Annotated in this window: 15 protein-coding genes and 1 pseudogene; 11 read left to right on the forward strand and 5 right to left on the reverse strand. The window is 36.0% G+C overall.

Annotated elements, in window-relative coordinates; translation table 11 throughout:
* Nucleotides 1-87 precede the first annotated feature (87 nt).
* The gene (locus tag WEEVI_RS08360) at nucleotides 88-2,217 is read right to left on the reverse strand and encodes a Tex family protein (protein WP_013598711.1); all 2,130 of its coding nucleotides are present in this window, start codon (nucleotides 2,215-2,217) and stop codon (nucleotides 88-90) included.
* A gap of 268 nt (nucleotides 2,218-2,485) precedes the next feature.
* Here WEEVI_RS08360 and WEEVI_RS08365 point away from each other — a divergent pair, with 268 nt between their 5' ends.
* Both WEEVI_RS08365 and WEEVI_RS08370 read left to right on the forward strand, forming a co-directional pair.
* On the forward strand, nucleotides 2,486-2,914 hold the full coding sequence (locus WEEVI_RS08365; protein WP_013598712.1) for an acyl-CoA thioesterase: 429 nt from the start codon (nucleotides 2,486-2,488) through the stop codon (nucleotides 2,912-2,914).
* A gap of 33 nt (nucleotides 2,915-2,947) precedes the next feature.
* Nucleotides 2,948-4,159: an RsmB/NOP family class I SAM-dependent RNA methyltransferase gene (locus WEEVI_RS08370; RefSeq protein ID WP_013598713.1), complete on the forward strand. Its 1,212-nt coding sequence runs from the start codon at nucleotides 2,948-2,950 to the stop codon at nucleotides 4,157-4,159.
* A 257-nt stretch (nucleotides 4,160-4,416) separates the two neighbouring features.
* Here the strand turns inward: WEEVI_RS08370 and gcvP are convergent, their stop codons facing one another.
* Nucleotides 4,417-7,272, reverse strand: coding sequence for an aminomethyl-transferring glycine dehydrogenase (gene gcvP, locus WEEVI_RS08375; RefSeq protein WP_013598714.1), 2,856 nt, complete (start codon nucleotides 7,270-7,272; stop codon nucleotides 4,417-4,419).
* A gap of 176 nt (nucleotides 7,273-7,448) precedes the next feature.
* Here gcvP and hisE point away from each other — a divergent pair, with 176 nt between their 5' ends.
* Together hisE and WEEVI_RS08385 are read left to right on the forward strand one after the other, a co-directional pair.
* Complete coding sequence (gene hisE, locus WEEVI_RS08380) at nucleotides 7,449-7,781, forward strand: phosphoribosyl-ATP diphosphatase (RefSeq protein ID WP_013598715.1); 333 nt, start codon at nucleotides 7,449-7,451, stop codon at nucleotides 7,779-7,781.
* 14 nt (nucleotides 7,782-7,795) lie between these two features.
* On the forward strand, nucleotides 7,796-8,575 hold the full coding sequence (locus WEEVI_RS08385) for a M48 family metalloprotease (RefSeq protein WP_013598716.1): 780 nt from the start codon (nucleotides 7,796-7,798) through the stop codon (nucleotides 8,573-8,575).
* A gap of 49 nt (nucleotides 8,576-8,624) precedes the next feature.
* Here the strand turns inward: WEEVI_RS08385 and WEEVI_RS08390 are convergent, their stop codons facing one another.
* Nucleotides 8,625-9,026, reverse strand: a complete 402-nt coding sequence (locus WEEVI_RS08390; protein ID WP_013598717.1) for a thiol-disulfide oxidoreductase DCC family protein — start codon at nucleotides 9,024-9,026, stop codon at nucleotides 8,625-8,627.
* Between the two features lie 139 nt (nucleotides 9,027-9,165).
* Between WEEVI_RS08390 and WEEVI_RS08395 the strand changes: the two genes are divergently transcribed.
* Nucleotides 9,166-10,455 (forward strand): HTTM domain-containing protein, encoded by a 1,290-nt coding sequence (locus tag WEEVI_RS08395; RefSeq protein WP_232013411.1) that lies wholly within the window; start codon nucleotides 9,166-9,168, stop codon nucleotides 10,453-10,455.
* Between the two features lie 41 nt (nucleotides 10,456-10,496).
* Nucleotides 10,497-10,997 (forward strand): DUF2314 domain-containing protein, encoded by a 501-nt coding sequence (locus tag WEEVI_RS08400; protein WP_013598719.1) that lies wholly within the window; start codon nucleotides 10,497-10,499, stop codon nucleotides 10,995-10,997.
* A gap of 112 nt (nucleotides 10,998-11,109) precedes the next feature.
* Here WEEVI_RS08400 and WEEVI_RS08405 read toward each other — a convergent pair whose 3' ends face one another.
* Nucleotides 11,110-11,565, reverse strand: a complete 456-nt coding sequence (locus tag WEEVI_RS08405) for a YiiD C-terminal domain-containing protein (protein ID WP_013598720.1) — start codon at nucleotides 11,563-11,565, stop codon at nucleotides 11,110-11,112.
* A gap of 103 nt (nucleotides 11,566-11,668) precedes the next feature.
* On the opposite strand from WEEVI_RS08405, the gene WEEVI_RS08410 reads away from it, so the two are divergent.
* Both WEEVI_RS08410 and WEEVI_RS08415 read left to right on the forward strand, forming a co-directional pair.
* Nucleotides 11,669-12,424, forward strand: a complete 756-nt coding sequence (locus WEEVI_RS08410; RefSeq protein ID WP_013598721.1) for an acyl-CoA desaturase — start codon at nucleotides 11,669-11,671, stop codon at nucleotides 12,422-12,424.
* An 80-nt stretch (nucleotides 12,425-12,504) separates the two neighbouring features.
* Entirely contained in the window at nucleotides 12,505-14,715 is a 2,211-nt protein-coding gene (locus WEEVI_RS08415; RefSeq protein WP_013598722.1) for a M12 family metallo-peptidase, read from the forward strand.
* Between the two features lie 74 nt (nucleotides 14,716-14,789).
* Here WEEVI_RS08415 and WEEVI_RS08420 read toward each other — a convergent pair whose 3' ends face one another.
* Entirely contained in the window at nucleotides 14,790-15,116 is a 327-nt protein-coding gene (locus WEEVI_RS08420; protein WP_013598723.1) for a hypothetical protein, read from the reverse strand.
* Between the two features lie 89 nt (nucleotides 15,117-15,205).
* Here WEEVI_RS08420 and lpdA point away from each other — a divergent pair, with 89 nt between their 5' ends.
* The 3 genes and pseudogenes from lpdA to WEEVI_RS08435 all read left to right on the forward strand — a co-directional run bounded on the left by lpdA (nucleotide 15,206) and on the right by WEEVI_RS08435 (nucleotide 19,307).
* On the forward strand, nucleotides 15,206-16,594 hold the full coding sequence (gene lpdA, locus WEEVI_RS08425; RefSeq protein ID WP_013598724.1) for a dihydrolipoyl dehydrogenase: 1,389 nt from the start codon (nucleotides 15,206-15,208) through the stop codon (nucleotides 16,592-16,594).
* 173 nt (nucleotides 16,595-16,767) lie between these two features.
* Nucleotides 16,768-17,583, forward strand: a complete 816-nt coding sequence (locus tag WEEVI_RS10965; protein WP_013598725.1) for a T9SS type A sorting domain-containing protein — start codon at nucleotides 16,768-16,770, stop codon at nucleotides 17,581-17,583.
* 97 nt (nucleotides 17,584-17,680) lie between these two features.
* Nucleotides 17,681-19,307, forward strand: a pseudogene (locus tag WEEVI_RS08435) (AMP-binding protein).
* Nucleotides 19,308-19,341: the final 34 nt, after the last annotated feature.

Raw genomic sequence — 19,341 nt, forward strand, 5'->3', positions numbered from 1 at the left:
CTCTTGCTATCATACCCTAGTCAAAAGGAGCACAAATCTTTGGCTCCTTTTTTTCTTCCCGATAAGATGAAATACTTTCGGCAAAAATCAATCTATCAAAGAAAGCTGGAATTTCCTGTTTTCTAAATCTATGCTCACTACGGTAACAAGTAATTCTTGGTGCATATGAATTTTGCTATTCACATCAGCAATAAATTCTTTTGCAATTTTAGACACATGAAGCAAACCATTTTCTTTGATTCCGACATCTACAAAACAACCAAAATGTGTAATGTTTTGCACGATTCCAGGAAGCCTCAGACCTACTTTAAGATCTTCCAAGTTCTTAATTTTAGGGTTGAATGAAAAAACTTTTCCTTGTTTTCTAGGATCAAGACCAGGTTTCTCTAATTCTTTCAGTAAATCTTTTAGGTACAATTCACCCATTTCTTTTTGGGTATATTTTCCTATTTCGATGGTAGACAAAACTTCTTTATTTCCTATCAAATCTTCACTTTTCATACCCAAATCATTCGCTATTTTTTCTACTATAGAATAACTTTCAGGATGAACAGCCGAATTGTCGAGCTTGTTTTTTCCATTTGCAATGCGTAAAAAAGCCGAAGCTTGTAAAAATGCTTTTTCTCCAAAACTAGGAACTTTTAATAAATCTTTCCGACACTCAAAAGGACCATTTTTAGTGCGATATTGAACGATGTTTTCGGCAAGTTTTTTCCCAATCCCCGAAACATATTGCAACAAATGTGGACTTGCCGTATTGAGATTTACTCCAACTTGGTTTACACAAAACATCACCGTTTGGTCGAGCTCTTCTTTGAGCAAAGTTTGGTTAACATCGTGCTGATACTGCCCAATACCAATGGATTTAGGGTTTATTTTTACCAACTCGGCCAATGGATCAGATAAGCGTCGACCTATAGAAACTGCTCCCCGAACCGTAACATCTTTGTCTGGGAATTCTTCCCGAGCAATTGCAGAAGCAGAATAAATAGATGCACCAGCTTCGCTAACTACAAAAACATCGAGCGGTCTATCAAATGCAATTTTTTGGATAAAATGCTCTGTTTCTCTCGAAGCGGTTCCGTTACCAATGGCAATTGCCTGTATTTGGTAGGCATTGACCAATGAACGGATTTTCTTTTGTGCTGGAATCGATTCGTTTTTTGGGGCATGGGGATAAATATTCTCATTGTGCAATAATCCGCCATTTTCATCTAAGCATACAACTTTGCATCCCGATTTGAAACCTGGATCTATCGCTAAAATTCTTTTCTCACCGTAGGGCGGTGTAAGCAGTAATTGTTGCAAATTTTTAGAGAAGATTGAAATAGAAAGGACATCTGCATCTTTTTTGGCTTGTTGCATTAGTTCCGTTGTTAGCGAAGGTTCTAAGTATTTCGTGTAGGCTTCTTTACATGCTGTCTCTAGAAAGTTTTGTACTTCTTTTTGTTGTGTTTTGATGATTTTTTGTCTGATGATTTCTAGAGCCTGCTGTTGATCGAATGCTAATTTTACGCGCAACAAACCCTCGTTTTCACCTCTTAGAACAGCCAATAATCGGTGAGCCGGAATTCTTTTTATGGGTTCTTCAAAATCAAAATAATTAGAAAATTTACTAGCATTTTCTTCCGACTCTTTCCCTTTGATCAAAAGACTCTTTACTTTACCCTCATGGAACATGGCTTTGCGCAATTGTTTTCTCACGTTCTCATGCTCATTAATCCACTGTGTGATAATATGTTTGGCACCATCCAGTGCGTCTTTAGTTGTTGTAATCTCTCGACTAAGATATTTTTTTTGTAAATTCTCCCAATCCAATGCTGTGTTTTGCTTCATGATAATTTTAGCCAAAGGCATCAAGCCATTATCAATCGCAGTCATTGCCAATGTTTTTCTTTTCTTTTTATACGGTAAATACCAATCTTCTAGTTGGGTCGGATTATAACAATTCTCTATTTTGATACGTAATTCTTCTGAAAGTTTACCTTGTTCTTGTATAGTTTCTAGGATATTTTGTTTACGTTTTAGTAAAGTTTCAAAATTTTTTTTCTTTTTTAAAATTGTAGATAACATAACCTCATCTAAATTGCCTGTTTGGTCTTTTCTATATCTTGCAATAAAGGGAATGGAAGCATCTTGCTCAAAAAGCACGATGATGTTTCTTAGAGTTTTGGGTGGAATTTGTGTTTCTTTTTCTAAATATGTCTCTAGATTCATTGTATTGGTAATCGTTTAATGAAAATTACTAAAAGTTACGGATTATGCATTGTAATTAAAAATACATGTATAATTATAATAATAAAAAGCATTATTTGATGAATAATCCTTAAAAATAAATTTGCTTAATTAAAAATCTTGTTCTATATTCGCGATAGAGAACTAAGATGAGTTTTTTTAGTGTTAATTGAACAAAAACAATCAGAAGGGGTTTTGGTATTTTGCCAAACCTCTTTTTTTATGAATTTGTCTACAAAATTACAGTATTATGCCAAGAATAAAAGTAGATGTCGCTGAAAACCCTATTTTCCAGACAATAATTCCGGTTCGTATCACCGACCTTAATTACGGAAACCATTTAGGTAATGACTCTTTGTTATCGATAATTCATGAGGCGCGTGTGCAGTTTCTTTATTCTCTAGGTTACTCTGAGCAAAATTTTGCAGGCGTTGGATTGATCATGGCCGACGTTGCCATAGAATATAAATCGCAAGGTTATTATGCTGACCAGTTGAAGGTTTCTATAGGAGTAAAAGATATAAGTCGTGTTGGTTTTGATATCACATATTCCATAACAAAATCAGAAAACGGTAGAGAAATCATCGTAGCAAAAGCCAAAACAGGAATGGTTACTTTTGATTATTCACTAAATAAGGTGATCGAACTTCCTGCTACATTTTTAGAAAAACTACCATAATAATCAACACTCAATGCTTACCTTTGTGCTCTTATGAAGATATTACCATTTAGAAACTTATTTGTAGGAATAATCGATACACTAGCTGAAGTTTTTTTTGAGGGCAAATATGCCGATAAAGAACTAGAACGAGTCCTAAAATCTAATCGATCTTGGGGTGCAAGAGATCGTGCATTCATTGCCGAAACGGTTTATGATTTGGTTCGTTGGAAGCGTTTGGTAGAAGGTTCTATGAGTAAACCTTTGAGTCGAGATACACTTTGGGAATTTGTAGGCACTTGGTTTATCATGAATATGGCAGAGGAACAACATCTGCCGAGTTGGGATGAATTTCGACATCTCAATCCAAAAGAAATAATAAAACGTCACCATCAATCAGCAAAAAATCCGGCGGTAGCACAATCTTTTCCAGATTGGTTGTACGCTTTGGGTGAAAAAGAATTGGGCGAACAATGGATAAAAGAGGTAGAAGCACTTAATCAACAAGCACCAACCGTTATACGAGTAAATACCTTGAAAATCGACCGAAAGTCTTTACATAAAGAATTAAAAGAAAATAAAATCAAAACGCATATCTTATCCAAGTTTCAAGATGCTTTAGAGTTGGATGAAAAGATGAATATCTTCAGAACAGATGCATTCCAGAATGGTTTTTTCGAAGTTCAGGATGCTGGATCACAGCTCATTGCTCCTTTTTTGCGTGTAGAGCCTGGCCAACGTGTAATTGATGCTTGTGCAGGAGCAGGAGGTAAAACTTTGCATTTGGCATCTTTGATGAAAAATAAAGGACAAATTATTGCGATGGATATCCATGAATGGAAGCTGAAAGAACTGAAAAAACGAGCTAAACGTAACAATGTACAGAATGTTCAAACCAGATTAATCGAATCTAAAACAATCAAAAGGATGGAAGAATCTTGCGATCGTTTACTTATCGATGCACCATGTAGTGGTTTGGGAGTTCTCAAAAGAAATCCAGATGCAAAATGGAAATTGCAGCCCGAGTTTATCGAAAACATCAAGAATGAACAAGCTAAAATATTGGATAGCTACTCGAAAATGGTAAAAAAAGGAGGGCTGATGGTTTATGCAACCTGTTCTATCTTACCATCCGAAAATCAAGAACAAGTAGAAAAGTTTTTGGCAAATCATCCAGAATATACACTGATTCTAGATAAACAATATTTACCATCCGAATACGGTTATGATGGTTTTTATATGGCTTTGATGGAAAGAAGATCATAATTTATTGCAGAACACACTATGCATTTATTGCAATAACGTATATTAATCAAGCTAATAGCAATCCAAAACAAAACATTAATAGGTGAAAAGTCTTCTATAAAAAGTTAATATTTTTATTTAAAAGACTCAATAGTGGAAAGTTTTTGATTTCTTTTACACAATAAAAAAAGAATTTCACTCTACAGAAAACAAAAAGGCTGTTTCCTAAATTTTAGAAAACAGCCTTTTTTTTAATGTATAATTCTATATAATCAGAATTAATCCATATATGCTTCGATCGGAGCACACGTACAAACAAGGTTGCGGTCACCGTAAGCATCATCGATACGAGAAACCGAAGAGAAAAACTTACGCTCTCTTACCCATTCTAGAGGATAAGCAGCTTTCGCACGTGTGTATGGATAATCCCATTCATCTGCCGTTAGTAAATGTTGCGGATGAGGTGCATTGTGCAATACGTTGTTGTCGGCAGGATACTCGCCGTTTGCAATTTCGTCTATCTCTGCACGAATAGCAATCATAGCTTCGCAAAAACGATCTAGTTCTGCTTTGTTTTCTGATTCTGTCGGTTCTACCATCAAGGTTCCGGCAACTGGGAAAGAAACGGTTGGTGCATGGAAACCATAGTCAATTAATCGTTTCGCAATATCAGTTACTTCAATTCCTATTTTTTTAAATGGTCGACAATCTAAAATAAACTCGTGGGCTACAACTTTATTTGCATTGGTATAGAGAATATCATAATATTTCTCTAAGCGTGCTTTCATGTAATTGGCGTTGATAATCGCTCCTTGAGTAGCTTTGAGTAATCCTTCTGCACCGAGCATCAAAATATAGGTGTACGAAATAGGAAGAATAAATGCCGAACCATAAGGTGCTGCAGCAAAAGTATTGTTAGCCTCTTTACCTCCTGTTTCGATAAGCGGAGAAGAGCCTAAGAAAGGAGCTAAATGCGCCTTTACACAAATGGGTCCAACCCCTGGGCCACCACCTCCGTGTGGGATGGCGAAAGTTTTGTGTAGATTTAGGTGACAAACGTCTGCGCCGATATTTCCTGGAGAAGTAAGGCCAACTTGGGCATTCATATTAGCACCATCCATATATACTTGTCCGCCATAGGCATGAATCATTTCGGTTACTGCTTCGATATTACTATCAAATGCTCCGTACGTAGATGGATAAGTAATCATGAGTGCGGCTAGATTATCTTTATACTTTTCGCACTTTTCTTTCAGATCTTCTAAATCTGTTTCACCAGTTTCTAGGTTTTTTACAACGACAACTTGCATGCCAGCCATCGCAGCAGAAGCTGGGTTGGTACCGTGTGCAGATTGAGGAATAAGTGCAACATTACGGTGCCCTTCACCTTTCGACTCGAAATAAGATCGGATAACCATGAGCCCTGCATATTCACCTTGAGCACCAGAGTTGGGCTGAAGAGAAGTGGCATCGAAACCGGTAATTTCTGCTAGGTATTTTTCTAAGTTTTTTATTAATGTTTGATATCCTTGTACCTGATCTTTTGGAGCAAAAGGGTGAATATTTCCCATTCTTTCCCATGATAAATGAAGCAATTCTGTAGCAGCATTCAATTTCATTGTACAAGATCCTAGAGCAATCATCGATTGATTTAATGCTAAATCTTTGCGTTCTAATCGCTTGATATAACGCATCAATTCTGTCTCGGTATGATATAATTTGAAGTTATCGTGGGTAAGGAAATCAGAAGTTCTTAATAAATCTTCAGGTAAGTATGAATCTTCTACTTCGAATTCGAATCCATCTTCGGTATTTTTTAGTGAAGCAAAAATGCTGATGATTTCGAATACATCTTCCTCTGAAGTCATTTCATCTATTGTGATAGAAACTTTTCCTTCCTCGAAACCATTGATATTGATATCGTTTTCTCTAAACTTCGCTACCAAATCTTGTGTGTTATCCGTTTTGATTTGTACTGTATCAAAGAAATGAGTATTGGTAGTTTCATATCCTAAATGTTGAAGAGCAGCTTGTAAAATTCCGGCCTTGGTATGGATTTGATTAGCGATAAAAGTTAAACCTTCTTTCCCGTGGTAAACGGCGTAGAAAGATGCCATTACAGCCAAAAGTACTTGTGCTGTACAAATGTTAGAAGTTGCTTTCTCGCGCTTGATATGTTGTTCGCGTGTTTGCAACGCCATGCGAAGGGCGTAATTACCTAAACGATCTTGTGATACACCAATGATTCTTCCAGGTATTACTCGTTTGTATTCTTCTGTACAAGCCAGAAAAGCAGCATGTGGACCGCCATATCCCATAGGGATACCAAAGCGTTGTGAGGTACCTACAGCGATTTCTGCTCCCCATTCACCTGGTGGTGTTAAGAGAGTTAGAGCTAATAAATCAGTCGCAACAGCAACTTTTACTGCTGTAGCTTTTGCTTTCTCTACAAATGTTTGGTATTGATTGATTTGTCCGCCTTTGCCAATGTATTGTACAATAGCTCCGAAGAAAGTATCGTCGAGTTCAATGGTTTCGTAATTACCAACAACCAGTTCTATTCCCAACCCGTGAGCTTTTGTTTGTAGTACAGCAATCGATTGTGGGAATAAGTTGTCTGCTACGAAAAATTTGAGAACATTGTTTTTTTTCTGTTCACGAGAACGAGATTCCAAAAGCATATGCATAGCTTCTCCACATGCAGTTCCTTCATCCAATAAAGAAGCGTTGGCAATTGGTAAACCTGTAAGGTCAGAAATTACTGTCTGAAAATTCAGTAATGCTTCTAATCTTCCTTGTGCTATTTCTGCTTGGTAGGGTGTGTATGCTGTATACCATCCTGGGTTTTCTAGTACGTTTCGTTGTATAGGGGCAGGTAAAATGGTCCCGTAATAACCGTAACCCAAATAGTTTTTTACTTTGGTGTTTTGAGCAGCTAATTCGGCTAAGTGATTAGTAGCTTCAAACTCAGAGAGAGCATCAGGTAAATCTAGTGTTTTACCAAGTCGAATTGTATTGGGTAAAGTTGCTTCGATTAGTTCTTCTATCGAATTTTTCCCGATAACCGATAGCATTTCGGTAATCGTTTCGTCATGATTTCCGATATGACGTAATGAGAAATTGTTTGTGTTCATTATTTTGTTTGCGTGAGTTTAATTTGTGCGTAAAAATACAAATTTTTATTTTGACTTTGGATATTGCTTTAATCAATGTGTAGAATAACAATAGCTTTTTTCTTCTAAAAAAGAATTAAAATTGTACTGCAAATTTTTTAGAAAAATGTAATTTTATCGTAAGTTTATTTTTTAATATGAAAATCGATAGCCTAAAAGAAGTGGAAAAAGAAAAAGACTATCCGTTTCTGAAAAAATTAGAAACAAAAATAGAAGCTGCAAAATTAGAAGACGCTAAGAAATCGAAAATGAAACGCGTTCATAAAAAAGGCTCTAATCAGATTGCTAAAAAAATGGGAGAAGAAGCAGTAGAGATGGTTATTGCCTCTGGCCAAGATAGCGATGATGACTTTCTAGAAGAATCAGCCGATGTGTTGTTCTATTATTTGATGGCATTGCACGATCGAGGTTTCCAATTAAAAGATGTCTTGCGAATCTTGAAAAATAGACACAGCAAGCAGAAAACGTAAAAAAATATCTTAGTATGCAAAAAGGAGGTAGTGTAACACTAAAAATTTTAGTGGCATTGGCTATTGTTATTTTTTCTGTTATCAAGTATTTTGCCTCTTCGGATGTGAATGAAATAACCGGAGAGAAACAATATATTTCTCTCTCGAAGGAAGATGAAATCGCATTGGGTATTAATTTTGCTCCACAAATGGCAAAAGAATTCGGTGGGCTTTCTACCAATAAAGAAATGCAAAATTTGGTTCAACAAGTGGGAAATCGATTGGTGAAAAATACCGATGCAGCAAGAACTTCCTACCCATTTCATTTTTATGTATTAGCCGATTCGCAAACAGTCAATGCCTTTGCTTTACCTGGAGGGCCGATTTTTATTACAGAAGGATTGTTCAGAAGATTGAAAAACGAAGATCAATTAGGTGGAGTTCTTGGGCACGAAATAGGGCACGTAATTGCGCGGCATAGTGCAGAACAAATATCCAAACAAGCACTTACGCAAGGATTAGTAGGTGCTGCTGGTGTGGCAAGCGGAGATGTTAATACGGCACAATATGCCCAGTTTATTGCCAACATGGTAAACCTGAAATATGGGAGAAGTGATGAATTAGAAGCCGATGATTTGGGTGTTCGGTTTATGATTCAGGCAGGATACAACCCCGAAGCGCTAATAGGTGTAATGGATATACTAGAAGACGCTTCTGGCAGAGTAGCCGTACCAGAATGGCAAAGTTCTCATCCATCGCCTAGTAATCGTCGGATCAAAATAAAAGAAGCTATCGAAAAATATCAACAACCATAAACCCCTGGATAGTAACTAAGCCTATTCCAAAACAAAAAGAAAGATATTCTTAGTCTAAAAATCTACTTTTCAGCTCGGGAGTCGGCAACCAACAACTTTCTTTTTTACCGAAAAGACGGTATCTATTTTTCGCAATAAAAGAATAGAAAAAATCTCGGGAATTTTTCGGTAAGATAGCACAATAACTTAATAGTCTAGCAGGATGATGTAGCTCTTTCGCAATTCGCAAAACTGCATCCGATTTAGTGAAAAAAGTGTCTCCATCGAGCAAGACAATCGAATCAAAGTTTTTTGTATCCAAACCATGTTTTCTTAGAAACATTTGTCCAAACTCCGATTGCAAAGAGGCAAAACGAAAATGTTTATTTTTGTCATGTTCGAGTACAAACTGAACAGATTGATTGCATAGATTGCAAATTCCATCGAACAAAATAATTTTCTCGCTTTTCATTTTTCAAATTTATACAAAAAATAAATAAGTCTTTTTACCTTAGCTTTTCTAAAACCGAAAAATGTATAATGATTTTCTGTATCGCAAAATCGATAACTCTGGCTTAGTTTTATTTAGAATTTTTTTTGGACTCTTTATCATGCTCGAATGCTGGGGAGCGATCTTTACAGGTTGGGTTGCTAGCAATTTCGTAGAACCAACGATAACTTTTAGCTTCATTGGCTTCGAATGGACAAGCATTTTTTTGGGGCAAAATATGCTATATCTATACGGTGGAATGGGCTTTTTGGGCTTGATGATTGCGTTAGGATTTATGTATAGAATCTCCACCCTCTTTTTTGCCTTATTGTGGACACTCACTTATCTTATGCAAAAAACCAGCTACAACAACCACTATTATTTGTTTATGTTGGTTTCATGGGTCATGGTCTTAGCTCCTGCACACCGATTTTTTTCGCTAGATAGTTTTTTGTTTTCTAAAATAAAAAGCAATCAATGCAGCATGTGGGTATATTATTTTTTTATGGGGCAAATGACAATTATGTACTTCTTTGCAGCTATCAACAAAATATATCCCGATTGGTTCAACGGTGTGTTTCTATTGCCAAGCTTCGAAAAAGTAGGAAATTATCTGAAATATGATTTGAGTTTTGATATTTTAGGTGATTTTGTAGGAAGTTTGCCTTTTGCAAAAGCTATAGCAATTGCCGGTTTTTTATTCGACTTGCTCATCGTGCCGATTATGTTGATCCCAAAACTTAGACGTATAGGATTGGTGATGGCTCTTGTTTTTCATCTCTTTAATTCAGCCGTTTTTCAGATCGGAATATTCCCGTACTTTTCCTTAGCTATGATGATTTTCTTTTTTCCGGTCGAATGGTTTCAAGAACAATTTTTTCCTAAAAAATCGTATTTGCTAGATAGAATAGAAAATAAAGAAGCACAAGCCACACGTAAAATGATTTTTCGTTATGCATTTATTTTGTACTTTTTGTGGCAAATATATTTACCAATTCGTCACCACTTTATACCCGGAAATGTGTTCTGGACAGAAGAAGGTCATCGCATGGCATGGCGAATGATGCTGAGGTCGAAATCGGGCGATATTACTTTTTATACCGAAAATAAAAATGGTGAGCGAAAAATAATACCGATACAACATTATCTTACAGGAAAACAAATAGCTAAAATGGCAGTAAGCCCCGATATGATTTGGCAGTTTGCTCACATCCTGAAAGATAAACTAGACCCAGAAGGAAAAGAAAATGTAAAGATATTTGTACATTCCTATGTTTCTGTAAACCGAAGTGCTTATTACCCTTTTATTGATGATAATGTAGATTTAGCAAATGAAAAATGGAGCTATTTTGGGCATCAAACTTGGATACTTCCACAACCAAAAGAATTACATTTATCTTACTTTGATTAAGAATTTTTTTCGTAATTTGGTTTTTAAATTTTAGTAAGACTATGAAAAAAACAATAATATTTGCTTTTCTAGGGCTAATTATTTTAGGTTCGTGTAAAGACTCGCGTGAGAATGCGGTTGACGCTTACAAAGCCGTTGATAAGCAAAAGCAAGAAGAAATTATACTAGACTCGTTGGGGCAAGTTGCTAATTCGAGTTTTGCAGATTTTAGAAAAGCATTTGCCGAACAAAAAGAAGGAACAAGCAATTTCTTTGTGAAAGAAAAATATGTAAACGATGCAAATCGAGAAGAGCATTTATGGATCAGAGATATAACAGCAAAAGGCGATACTTTGTACGGAGTAGTAGACTCTAAACCGCGGGTGACAAATAAAGTAAAACATAATGACACGATCGTTATTGATCCTGCTCGTATCTCTGATTGGATGTATTACGATAATGGAAAATTGGTAGGAGGTTTTTCTTTGCGTTACGAGCGCTCTAAACTATCGGTAGAAGAGCAAAAAGAATTCGATGAAAAATACAATGTTTCTTTTGAGTAGTTTTATATAGAATTTATAATAAAAACTCAATAAAAACTCCATAAAAAAGTCTTTAGATTATCGAAAGACTTTTTTATGGACTGAAATAAACTTATCAGCTTCTCATCAGTTTTTATCCTTTACTTCTAGCTTTTATACTCCAAGTAAAAAGAAACTTCGCTACCACATCTCCTTCTTCATCAGTACCGACAGAGGAAACTTGGAATGTTACACCTTCTTGGGTTTCGATAGCTTCTTTTATTTTCTCATCCATCAATTCACCATCAGAACACGTGAAAACTATTTTACCTACCGCTTTCTTAGTGAAAGTTGATTCTTGGTGCACTACCAACGTAGAAATATTTGCACCACTTTCTTGTACTTTATTCAGCAACATCATTCCACCAGAAAACTCTGCAGCCATACCTTGCACGGCCCAAAACATGCTCTGAAAAGGATTTTGATTCAGAAAGTCGAATTCTACGTAAGTTTGAACTTGATTTTTATCAAAACTCTCTAAACGTACTCCTGCAATCCAAGCGATCGGAATTTGCGAAGTAAGTATTTGTTTGAAAAGTGCTTGTGTCATTTTAATTCATTTTTTTTTGAAGAAAAGTAGCTCAAGATAGGGAATATAGAATAAATAACTATTATTTTTGTGTGTAATTATCGAAAATTTAATTGTAAAGGATATGATTTGGGTTCTTGTTTTGTTTATCTTTCATTGGTATGCATCCTTGTTTTTTCAGACTTTTTTTCATCATCGTTATGCTGCACATGCTATGTTTCAGATGAGTCCTTTTATGGAGAAAGTTTTTCATGTGTTGTCTTTTATCTTTCAGGGTTCATCTTATCTTAGTCCCTATGCGTATGGTGTAATGCATCGCATGCATCATGCCTATGCAGATACTGAAAAAGATCCACATTCGCCCCTTTTCGATAAAGATATTTTTAATATGATGTGGAGAACACGATTGGTGTACAATGAAATCGATCGCAACGAAGTAGAGGTACAACAAAAATTTAAGAAAGGTGTTCCCGCATGGCGTTCGTTCGACAAGATAGCTGAGAATAATTGGGTAAGGGCATCTTGGGCGATTATTTATATTTTGATTTACCTGGCAATAGATGCTCCTTTGTGGACATTTTTCGTGTTCATTCCTTTGCATATTTTGATGAGTCCAGTGCATGGAGTAGTGGTGAATTGGTTTTCTCATAAATACGGTTATCGAAATTTCGAGGTAAATGATACGTCGACCAATTTCTTGGCGAAAGATTTTCTTATGTGGGGTGAATGTTTACATAATAATCACCATAAATTTGGCGGAAGACCAAACTTTGCTGTGAAAAAAGGAGAGATCGACCCGATGTTTCCGATTATAAAACTAATGGCAAAAGCCAATATCATACAATTCAAACCAGGTCGTTTAGATACGGAATATATGTAAGATATCGAAAGAATTTTTGACGATAATTTAATATTGACTAGACTATTTTGTAATTTAGCGCAAATTAATATTAAATTCTCATGAAAAAATTTACTACTTTAGTGAGTATGTTTTTTTTGGTAGGGACTTTTGCAACGGCACAAACGCGTGCAGTGGCTAAAGAAATTGCCTCAATTACTGCTCAGAAAAAGACATTTCAGTCGTATTCACTTTTTACTAAATCCACTTCAGCGCTAAAAAATGTAGAAGTTGAAAAGGCAGAATATTTTACTTTGGATATTGCTTCGCTAAAAGGATTAGTACAAAAATCTCCTAGCAATATTTCGATCAGTTTACCATACGATGGGAAAGAAATTACATTAGAATTAACCAAAAACACTACGCTTTTTGATGATTCTTTTTATGTAACAGATGAGAAAAATAATCTTATAAAATATAACCCAGGAGTTTATTATCGTGGTATAATCAAAGGAGATAGCAATTCTCTTGTTGCGTTCAGCGTTTTTGATGAGGAAGTAATCGCTGTGATTAGTTCTGATGATTATGGGAACCTTAACCTTGGAGCACTAAACGACGACCAAGGTAAGATGATCAAAGGGAACAAAAATTATGTTTTGTATTCTGATAAATATCTTAAACCAGAATACGATGGAAGTTTTTGCTCTGCAGACCAAATTCCACATGAAGGAAGTAAATTCGATTACCAAAAATTCTCTGGTGAAAACCAAGGCAAATATGCAACCACGAAAATTCCTACAATTTATTACGAAGTAGATTACGATATCTATGTAGCTAAAGGGAGAGATACCACATCGGTGATGAACTGGTTAACTGCTTTGGTAAACAATATGCATACCATTTACAATAATGATGATATCGATTTGGCTATGCGAAGTACTATGATCTGGACGGTGAAAGATCCATACCAAGGAATAGGAAGTACATCTGTAAAATATTTAGAGAAATTTAGAAAAAATCGTCCAACATTCGATGCACATTTAGCACAACTAGTTGGTATTGATCCAGGCGCTTTAGGAGGTGTGGCTTATCTTAATGGATTGTGTTCTCAGGCAAATTATTCGTATTGCGATATGGATAATACGCCGGTAGTAAATTTCCCAAGCTACTCTTGGAATGTAATGGTTATGACACACGAATTAGGACACAATTTAGGTTCACAACACACACATGCTTGTGCTTGGAATGGTGATAATACTGCAATAGATGGTTGCTATACACTAGAAGGAAGCTGTGCAAACCCTGGTATACCATCAAGCGGAGGAACAATTATGAGTTATTGTCACTTACGATCTGTCGGGATAAACTTCAACAACGGATTCGGCCCTCAACCAAAACAAAGAATCATCGATTTTATCAATTCTAGAACTTGTATTACCGAATCACTAGATGATGTATGTATAACTTACCACCCAGAATATCAAGCGGTAAATGTCACGCCAACTTCTGCACAAATAAATGTGGTATTGAACAATAACGAAGTTACAAATTGGGAGTATAAATTATCGAAATTCAGTAGAGCAGTTCCTTCTACCTGGTCGACTAACGAAAACAACACGTTCAATTTTTCTGGTTTAGAAGCCAATACATATTATCGTTTACGCATTCGCAAAGCATGCGATGAAAATAACATCAATGGTGTTGACTTGGTTTTTGCAACAAGTGCAGAAGACTTCTGTTCTGGTAATGAGAAATTTGTAGATTTCGGAGGAGTTAACACTCGCTATATTCCAAGTGAAAATTGGACTCGTACTTTAATGCCATCAAAAGAAGGGGCTAAAATCAAAGTTGATTTCGTAGCCTTCAATACCGAAGCAAAATCAGATTATTTATATGTATTTGATGGAGTAAATGAAGAAGCACCTTCGCTAACACCAAACGGTTTAACGGGAGACCTCTCGAACAACTTGCCAAATTTCGAGGCAAGCAATGAAGCAGGTGCATTAACATTCAAGTTCACCTCAGATGGATCTATAGAAAATGCAGGTTGGGAAGCCAATGTTAGCTGTGCAGTTTTAGGTACAGATGATCAAAATGCGTTGGTAGACTATTCATATTATCCTAATCCAGTTACCCACGAAATGAATTTTGTGGCTAAAAATCCATTCCAAAAAATAGAAATTTATTCAATGGATGGAAGAAAAGTTTATAGTAAGAACTACAAAAATGTATTTGCCACCCAGGTAGATATGAAATCATTAGCCAAAGGAACTTATCTAGTTCAGGTAGATTTCAATGGGAAAACAACAACATTCAAAATCGTTAAAAAATAAATAACAATACATAAGTAGTTTGATATAAACAAAAAGGGTTTCAAAAAAAAATAGAATTTGAAGCCCTTTTTTGTTTACCATTTTCTGAGTTCTAAATTCGGCAGCGCATAAGGATCAAACCCTTCGAACAAATCCTTAATTAATTGAAAAACCTGCTGATAATGCATTAAAGTTTCGTGTGACTGATGATTTTCAAAATCCATAATATCAATCAAAAAAAGAAATCGATCATATTTTGTCACCTGCAGATAGGTTCCTTTATCTGTTAAAAAACCGATGTGGCTTCCGTCGTAATCGGGCATAGAATGAAAAATATCTATAGCCTGGCCAAAACTACAAGGCAAGGGCGATTCTAACGGAATTTCTAGTTCGTCTGCTATGTTCTGGAAAAACACTTTCATCGGACAAAGATACTCAAACTCTTGTTCAACTTTCTATCAACAATTTTCATATTAATAGATATATTTATAAATTAGCACAAATTTCGAGCATGAACTACGATATTATTATTATAGGTAGCGGACCTGGCGGGTATGTAGCTGCCATTAGAGGGTCTCAATTAGGGAAAAAAGTGGCTATAGTAGAAAAAGCTGAATTGGGTGGAATATGCCTTAATTGGGGATGTATTCCGACCAAAGCATTACTAAAAAGTGCACAAGTATATAAGTATTTAAATAACGCCCAAGACTTTGGTATCAATGTACCAGAAAATATCGGATTCGAGTTTCCGAACGTGGTACAAAGAAGTAGAGGAGTTGCCGACCGCATGAGTAAAGGAGTGCAATTCTTGATGAAAAAGAATAAAATTGATATAATAAAAGGGGAAGCAAAAGTCCTACCCGGTAAAAAAGTATTGGTTACCAATGAAAACGAAGCCAAAGAATATCAAGCAGACAATATTATTATTGCTACAGGAGCACGTTCTCGCGAGTTACCTGCGTTACCACAAGATGGCAAAAAGGTAATCGGATATCGTGGCGCATTGGCATTAGAAAAACTTCCGAAGTCGATGATTGTTGTAGGATCAGGAGCTATCGGTGTTGAGTTTGCACATTTTTACCACTCTCTTGGTACGGAAGTAACCATCGTAGAGTTTTTACCAAGAATAGTTCCGGTAGAAGATGAAGACGTATCAAAACAATTACAATTATCTTTCAAAAAATCGGGCATAAAAATTCTTACCAATGCAGAAGTTACTCAGGTAGATACATCGGGTGATTTGGTGAAAGCAACTGTAAAAACAGCTAAAGGAGAAGAAGTTCTTGAGGCAGAAGTCGTACTTTCTGCTGTGGGTGTAGTACCAAACACAGAAAACATTGGATTAGAAGAAGTTGGTATAGCAACCGAACGTGGAAAAATCGTTATCAATGATTATTGCCAAACCTCTGTTCCCGGATATTATGCAATTGGAGATGTTGTAAAAGGAGCTGATTTAGCACACTTGGCATCTGCACAAGGAATTCTAGCCGCAGAAAAAATAGCTGGATTAGAAGTAGAGCCTATCGATTACGGTAATATTCCGGGTTGTACATATTGCTCTCCAGAGATTGCATCAGTTGGGCTTACCGAAGCAAAAGCGAAAGAAGCTGGCTATGAAGTGAAAGTAGGAAAATTCCCATTCTCTGCCAATGGTAAGGCTGTAGCCAATGGTGCAACAGATGGTTTTGTGAAAGTTGTATTCGATGCTAAATATGGTGAATGGTTGGGTTGTCATATGATTGGGGATGGAGTTACCGAAATGATTGCCGAAGCTGTTGTGGCTCGTAAACTAGAAACTACAGGGCATGAAATAATGAAGTCTGTTCATGCACACCCTACTATGGCAGAAGCAATTATGGAAGCTGTAGAGGATGCATACGGACATGCAATCCATATCTAATATAAATTGATATTAGAAATTATAATAGTATGTAAAAGGGCAAGAATTTTCTTGCCCTTTTCTGTGTTAAATTATTGTAATCAATTTTTACAATAACAAATCGTTTGCCGAATAGTTGTACATTTGTATCTCAAAAGAAAAGGGTTAATATTAATTAAAAAAAATAAAAAATCATGAAAAAAATCTATTCTTTAATAGCAGTTGCTGCTCTTTCTACATTCTCTTTTGCACAAGTAAACGCAATACCTGGGAGTGATTTTGAAAATTGGGAAGAGTTTACAAGTGGAGTAAATTCATACGGGATAAAAGCTTATGCAGTACAGGGTGTTGGTAAAGGAGTTGATGGGTCAAATTCATTAAACATTACAACTAATACACAAAAAAATGACTATGTTTTTACCTCAAGATTAGGTAGCAAACTTACTTCACAACCAAAACAAATTACTTTTTGGGTAAAAGGAACAGCAGGAAAAACTTTATCACTAAATATTTATAAAGTAGATGGTACATATTATCCATACAACGTAGGAGATTTGTCTGCGGATACCACCGTTGTTTCTTCAGCAAATAACCAATATGCAGGTGTTATCAATACAAATGGTAATTGGGTAAAAGTAACATTAGACTTATCAGACAAAACAGATTTGAATGTTACAGACTTAGACAAAGACTTTTTTGCTTTAAAAATTGGTAAAGACGTAGATTATGCGCTAGACATAGACAATATCCAATTATGGGATATGAACATGAATGTTTACACGCTTACACCAGAAAAAACTGTATTGAACACTTTGTGGACAAATACAGCTTCATTTGATGTAAAAGGAAAAGCAACAGTAGAAGTGTATAACACAAACGGACAAATTGTGAAAACTTTCGAAGTTAATGGAAAACAAACAGTTAATGTATCTTCATTAGCAAAAGGAATTTACTTCGTGAAAACAACAACCAATGGTACTTCTTCAACTACAAAGGTTGTGAAAAAATAAGCATAAATATTTAAGAATCTATAAAGCCTCATTTTTATGAGGCTTTTTTTGTGGTTTAGAAGTATGTTAATTATATTCATACACAAACCACAAAAAAATGATAAGAGAAATTTCATACGCAAGCGGACCATCGAACGTGCCGCTTTTAGGAGAAACTATTGGCGATAACCAAAACGAATCGTAGCCAAATATCCTACCAAAGATGCATTGGTTAGTGTTGATCAAGATATTCGATACACCTATTCGCAATTTTATCATCAAACCGAAATTATAGCCAAAGCTCTTTTGGCTCAAGGAATACAAACAGGAGATCGAGTTGGGATTTGGTCGGCCAACCGAGCAGAATGGGTATTACTACAATTCGCCACAGCAAGAATAGGGGTGATTCTTGTTACCATATACCCCGCTTATCGAATTAATGAGCTAGCTTATGTTGTCAACCAATCAGAAATCAAAGCACTTTTTGCATCCAAACAATACAAGTCTAGTCAATACCAAGATATGATCGAAAAAGTAAGACCCGAATGTTCTACCTTAGAGCATGTGTACATTTTCGAGAATGGTTGGAAAGAGTTTTTAGCTCACTCGGACAAGGTCAATACATCGAAACTCAATTTCATCGAACAAAGTGTCCAGTTCGATGATCCCGTGAATATCCAATATACCTCAGGAACAACTGGTTTCCCAAAAGGCGTAACACTCACACACCACAATATCTTGAATAATGGTTATTTTATAGGCATTCGACTAAATTACACTTTTAGAGATCGCGTTTGTATTCCTGTTCCATTTTATCATTGTTTCGGGATGGTTATAGGAAATTTAGCTTGCGTATCACATGGTGCATGCATGGTTCTACCATCGGATAATTTCGATGCTGCCAAAACTCTAAAAGCTGTTCAAGAAGAAAAATGTACTTCGCTCTATGGCGTGCCGACTATGTTCATAGCAGAATTAGACCTGCCAAATGATCTATCTACGTTGCGTACTGGGGTGATGGCAGGATCTCCCTGTTCGATCGAAATCATGAAAAAGTACAATCCTTGATGAATATGAGAGAAGTATCTATTTGTTATGGAATGACAGAAACTTCTCCAGTATCAATTCAGACCAAAATAGGAACACCACTAGAAAAACAAGCAAGTACCGTTGGGACAGTGATAGATCATTTAGAAATAAAGATAATCGATCCCGAAACTGGTGAAATACTACCACGGGGAGTACAAGGAGAGCTGTGCACTAGAGGATATTCGGTGATGTTGAAATATTGGAATATGCCCGAAGCAACTGCACAAGTAAAAGATAATAATAATTGGTTATATTCGGGTGATTTAGCTACAATGGATGATGAAGGCTATGTGAATATTACCGGTAGAATAAAAGATTTGATAATACGAGGAGGAGAAAATATCTCACCAAAAGAAATCGAAGATTACCTCTATACGCACCCAAAAATATCAGATGTACAAATCATCGGTGTCCCAAGCGAAAAGTATGGAGAGGAAGTGATGGCTTGGGTAAAAATAAAAGAAAATGAACTCTGTTCGGAAGATGAATTACAAGAATTTTGTATGTCCATTGCACACTATAAACGCCCGAAGTACTGGAAGTTTGTTACCGAATTTCCAATGACAGTCTCAGGAAAAATAAGAAAGGTAGAAATGAGAGAGATTGCTGTTGAAGAATTGGGATTGCAAAACGTAGAACGCATTAAAGCTTCTTAAGCTCGCAGAAAATTACGTATATTTGGAAGGCAAA

Source organism: Weeksella virosa DSM 16922 (genome assembly GCF_000189415.1).
Lineage (GTDB): Bacteria > Bacteroidota > Bacteroidia > Flavobacteriales > Weeksellaceae > Weeksella > Weeksella virosa.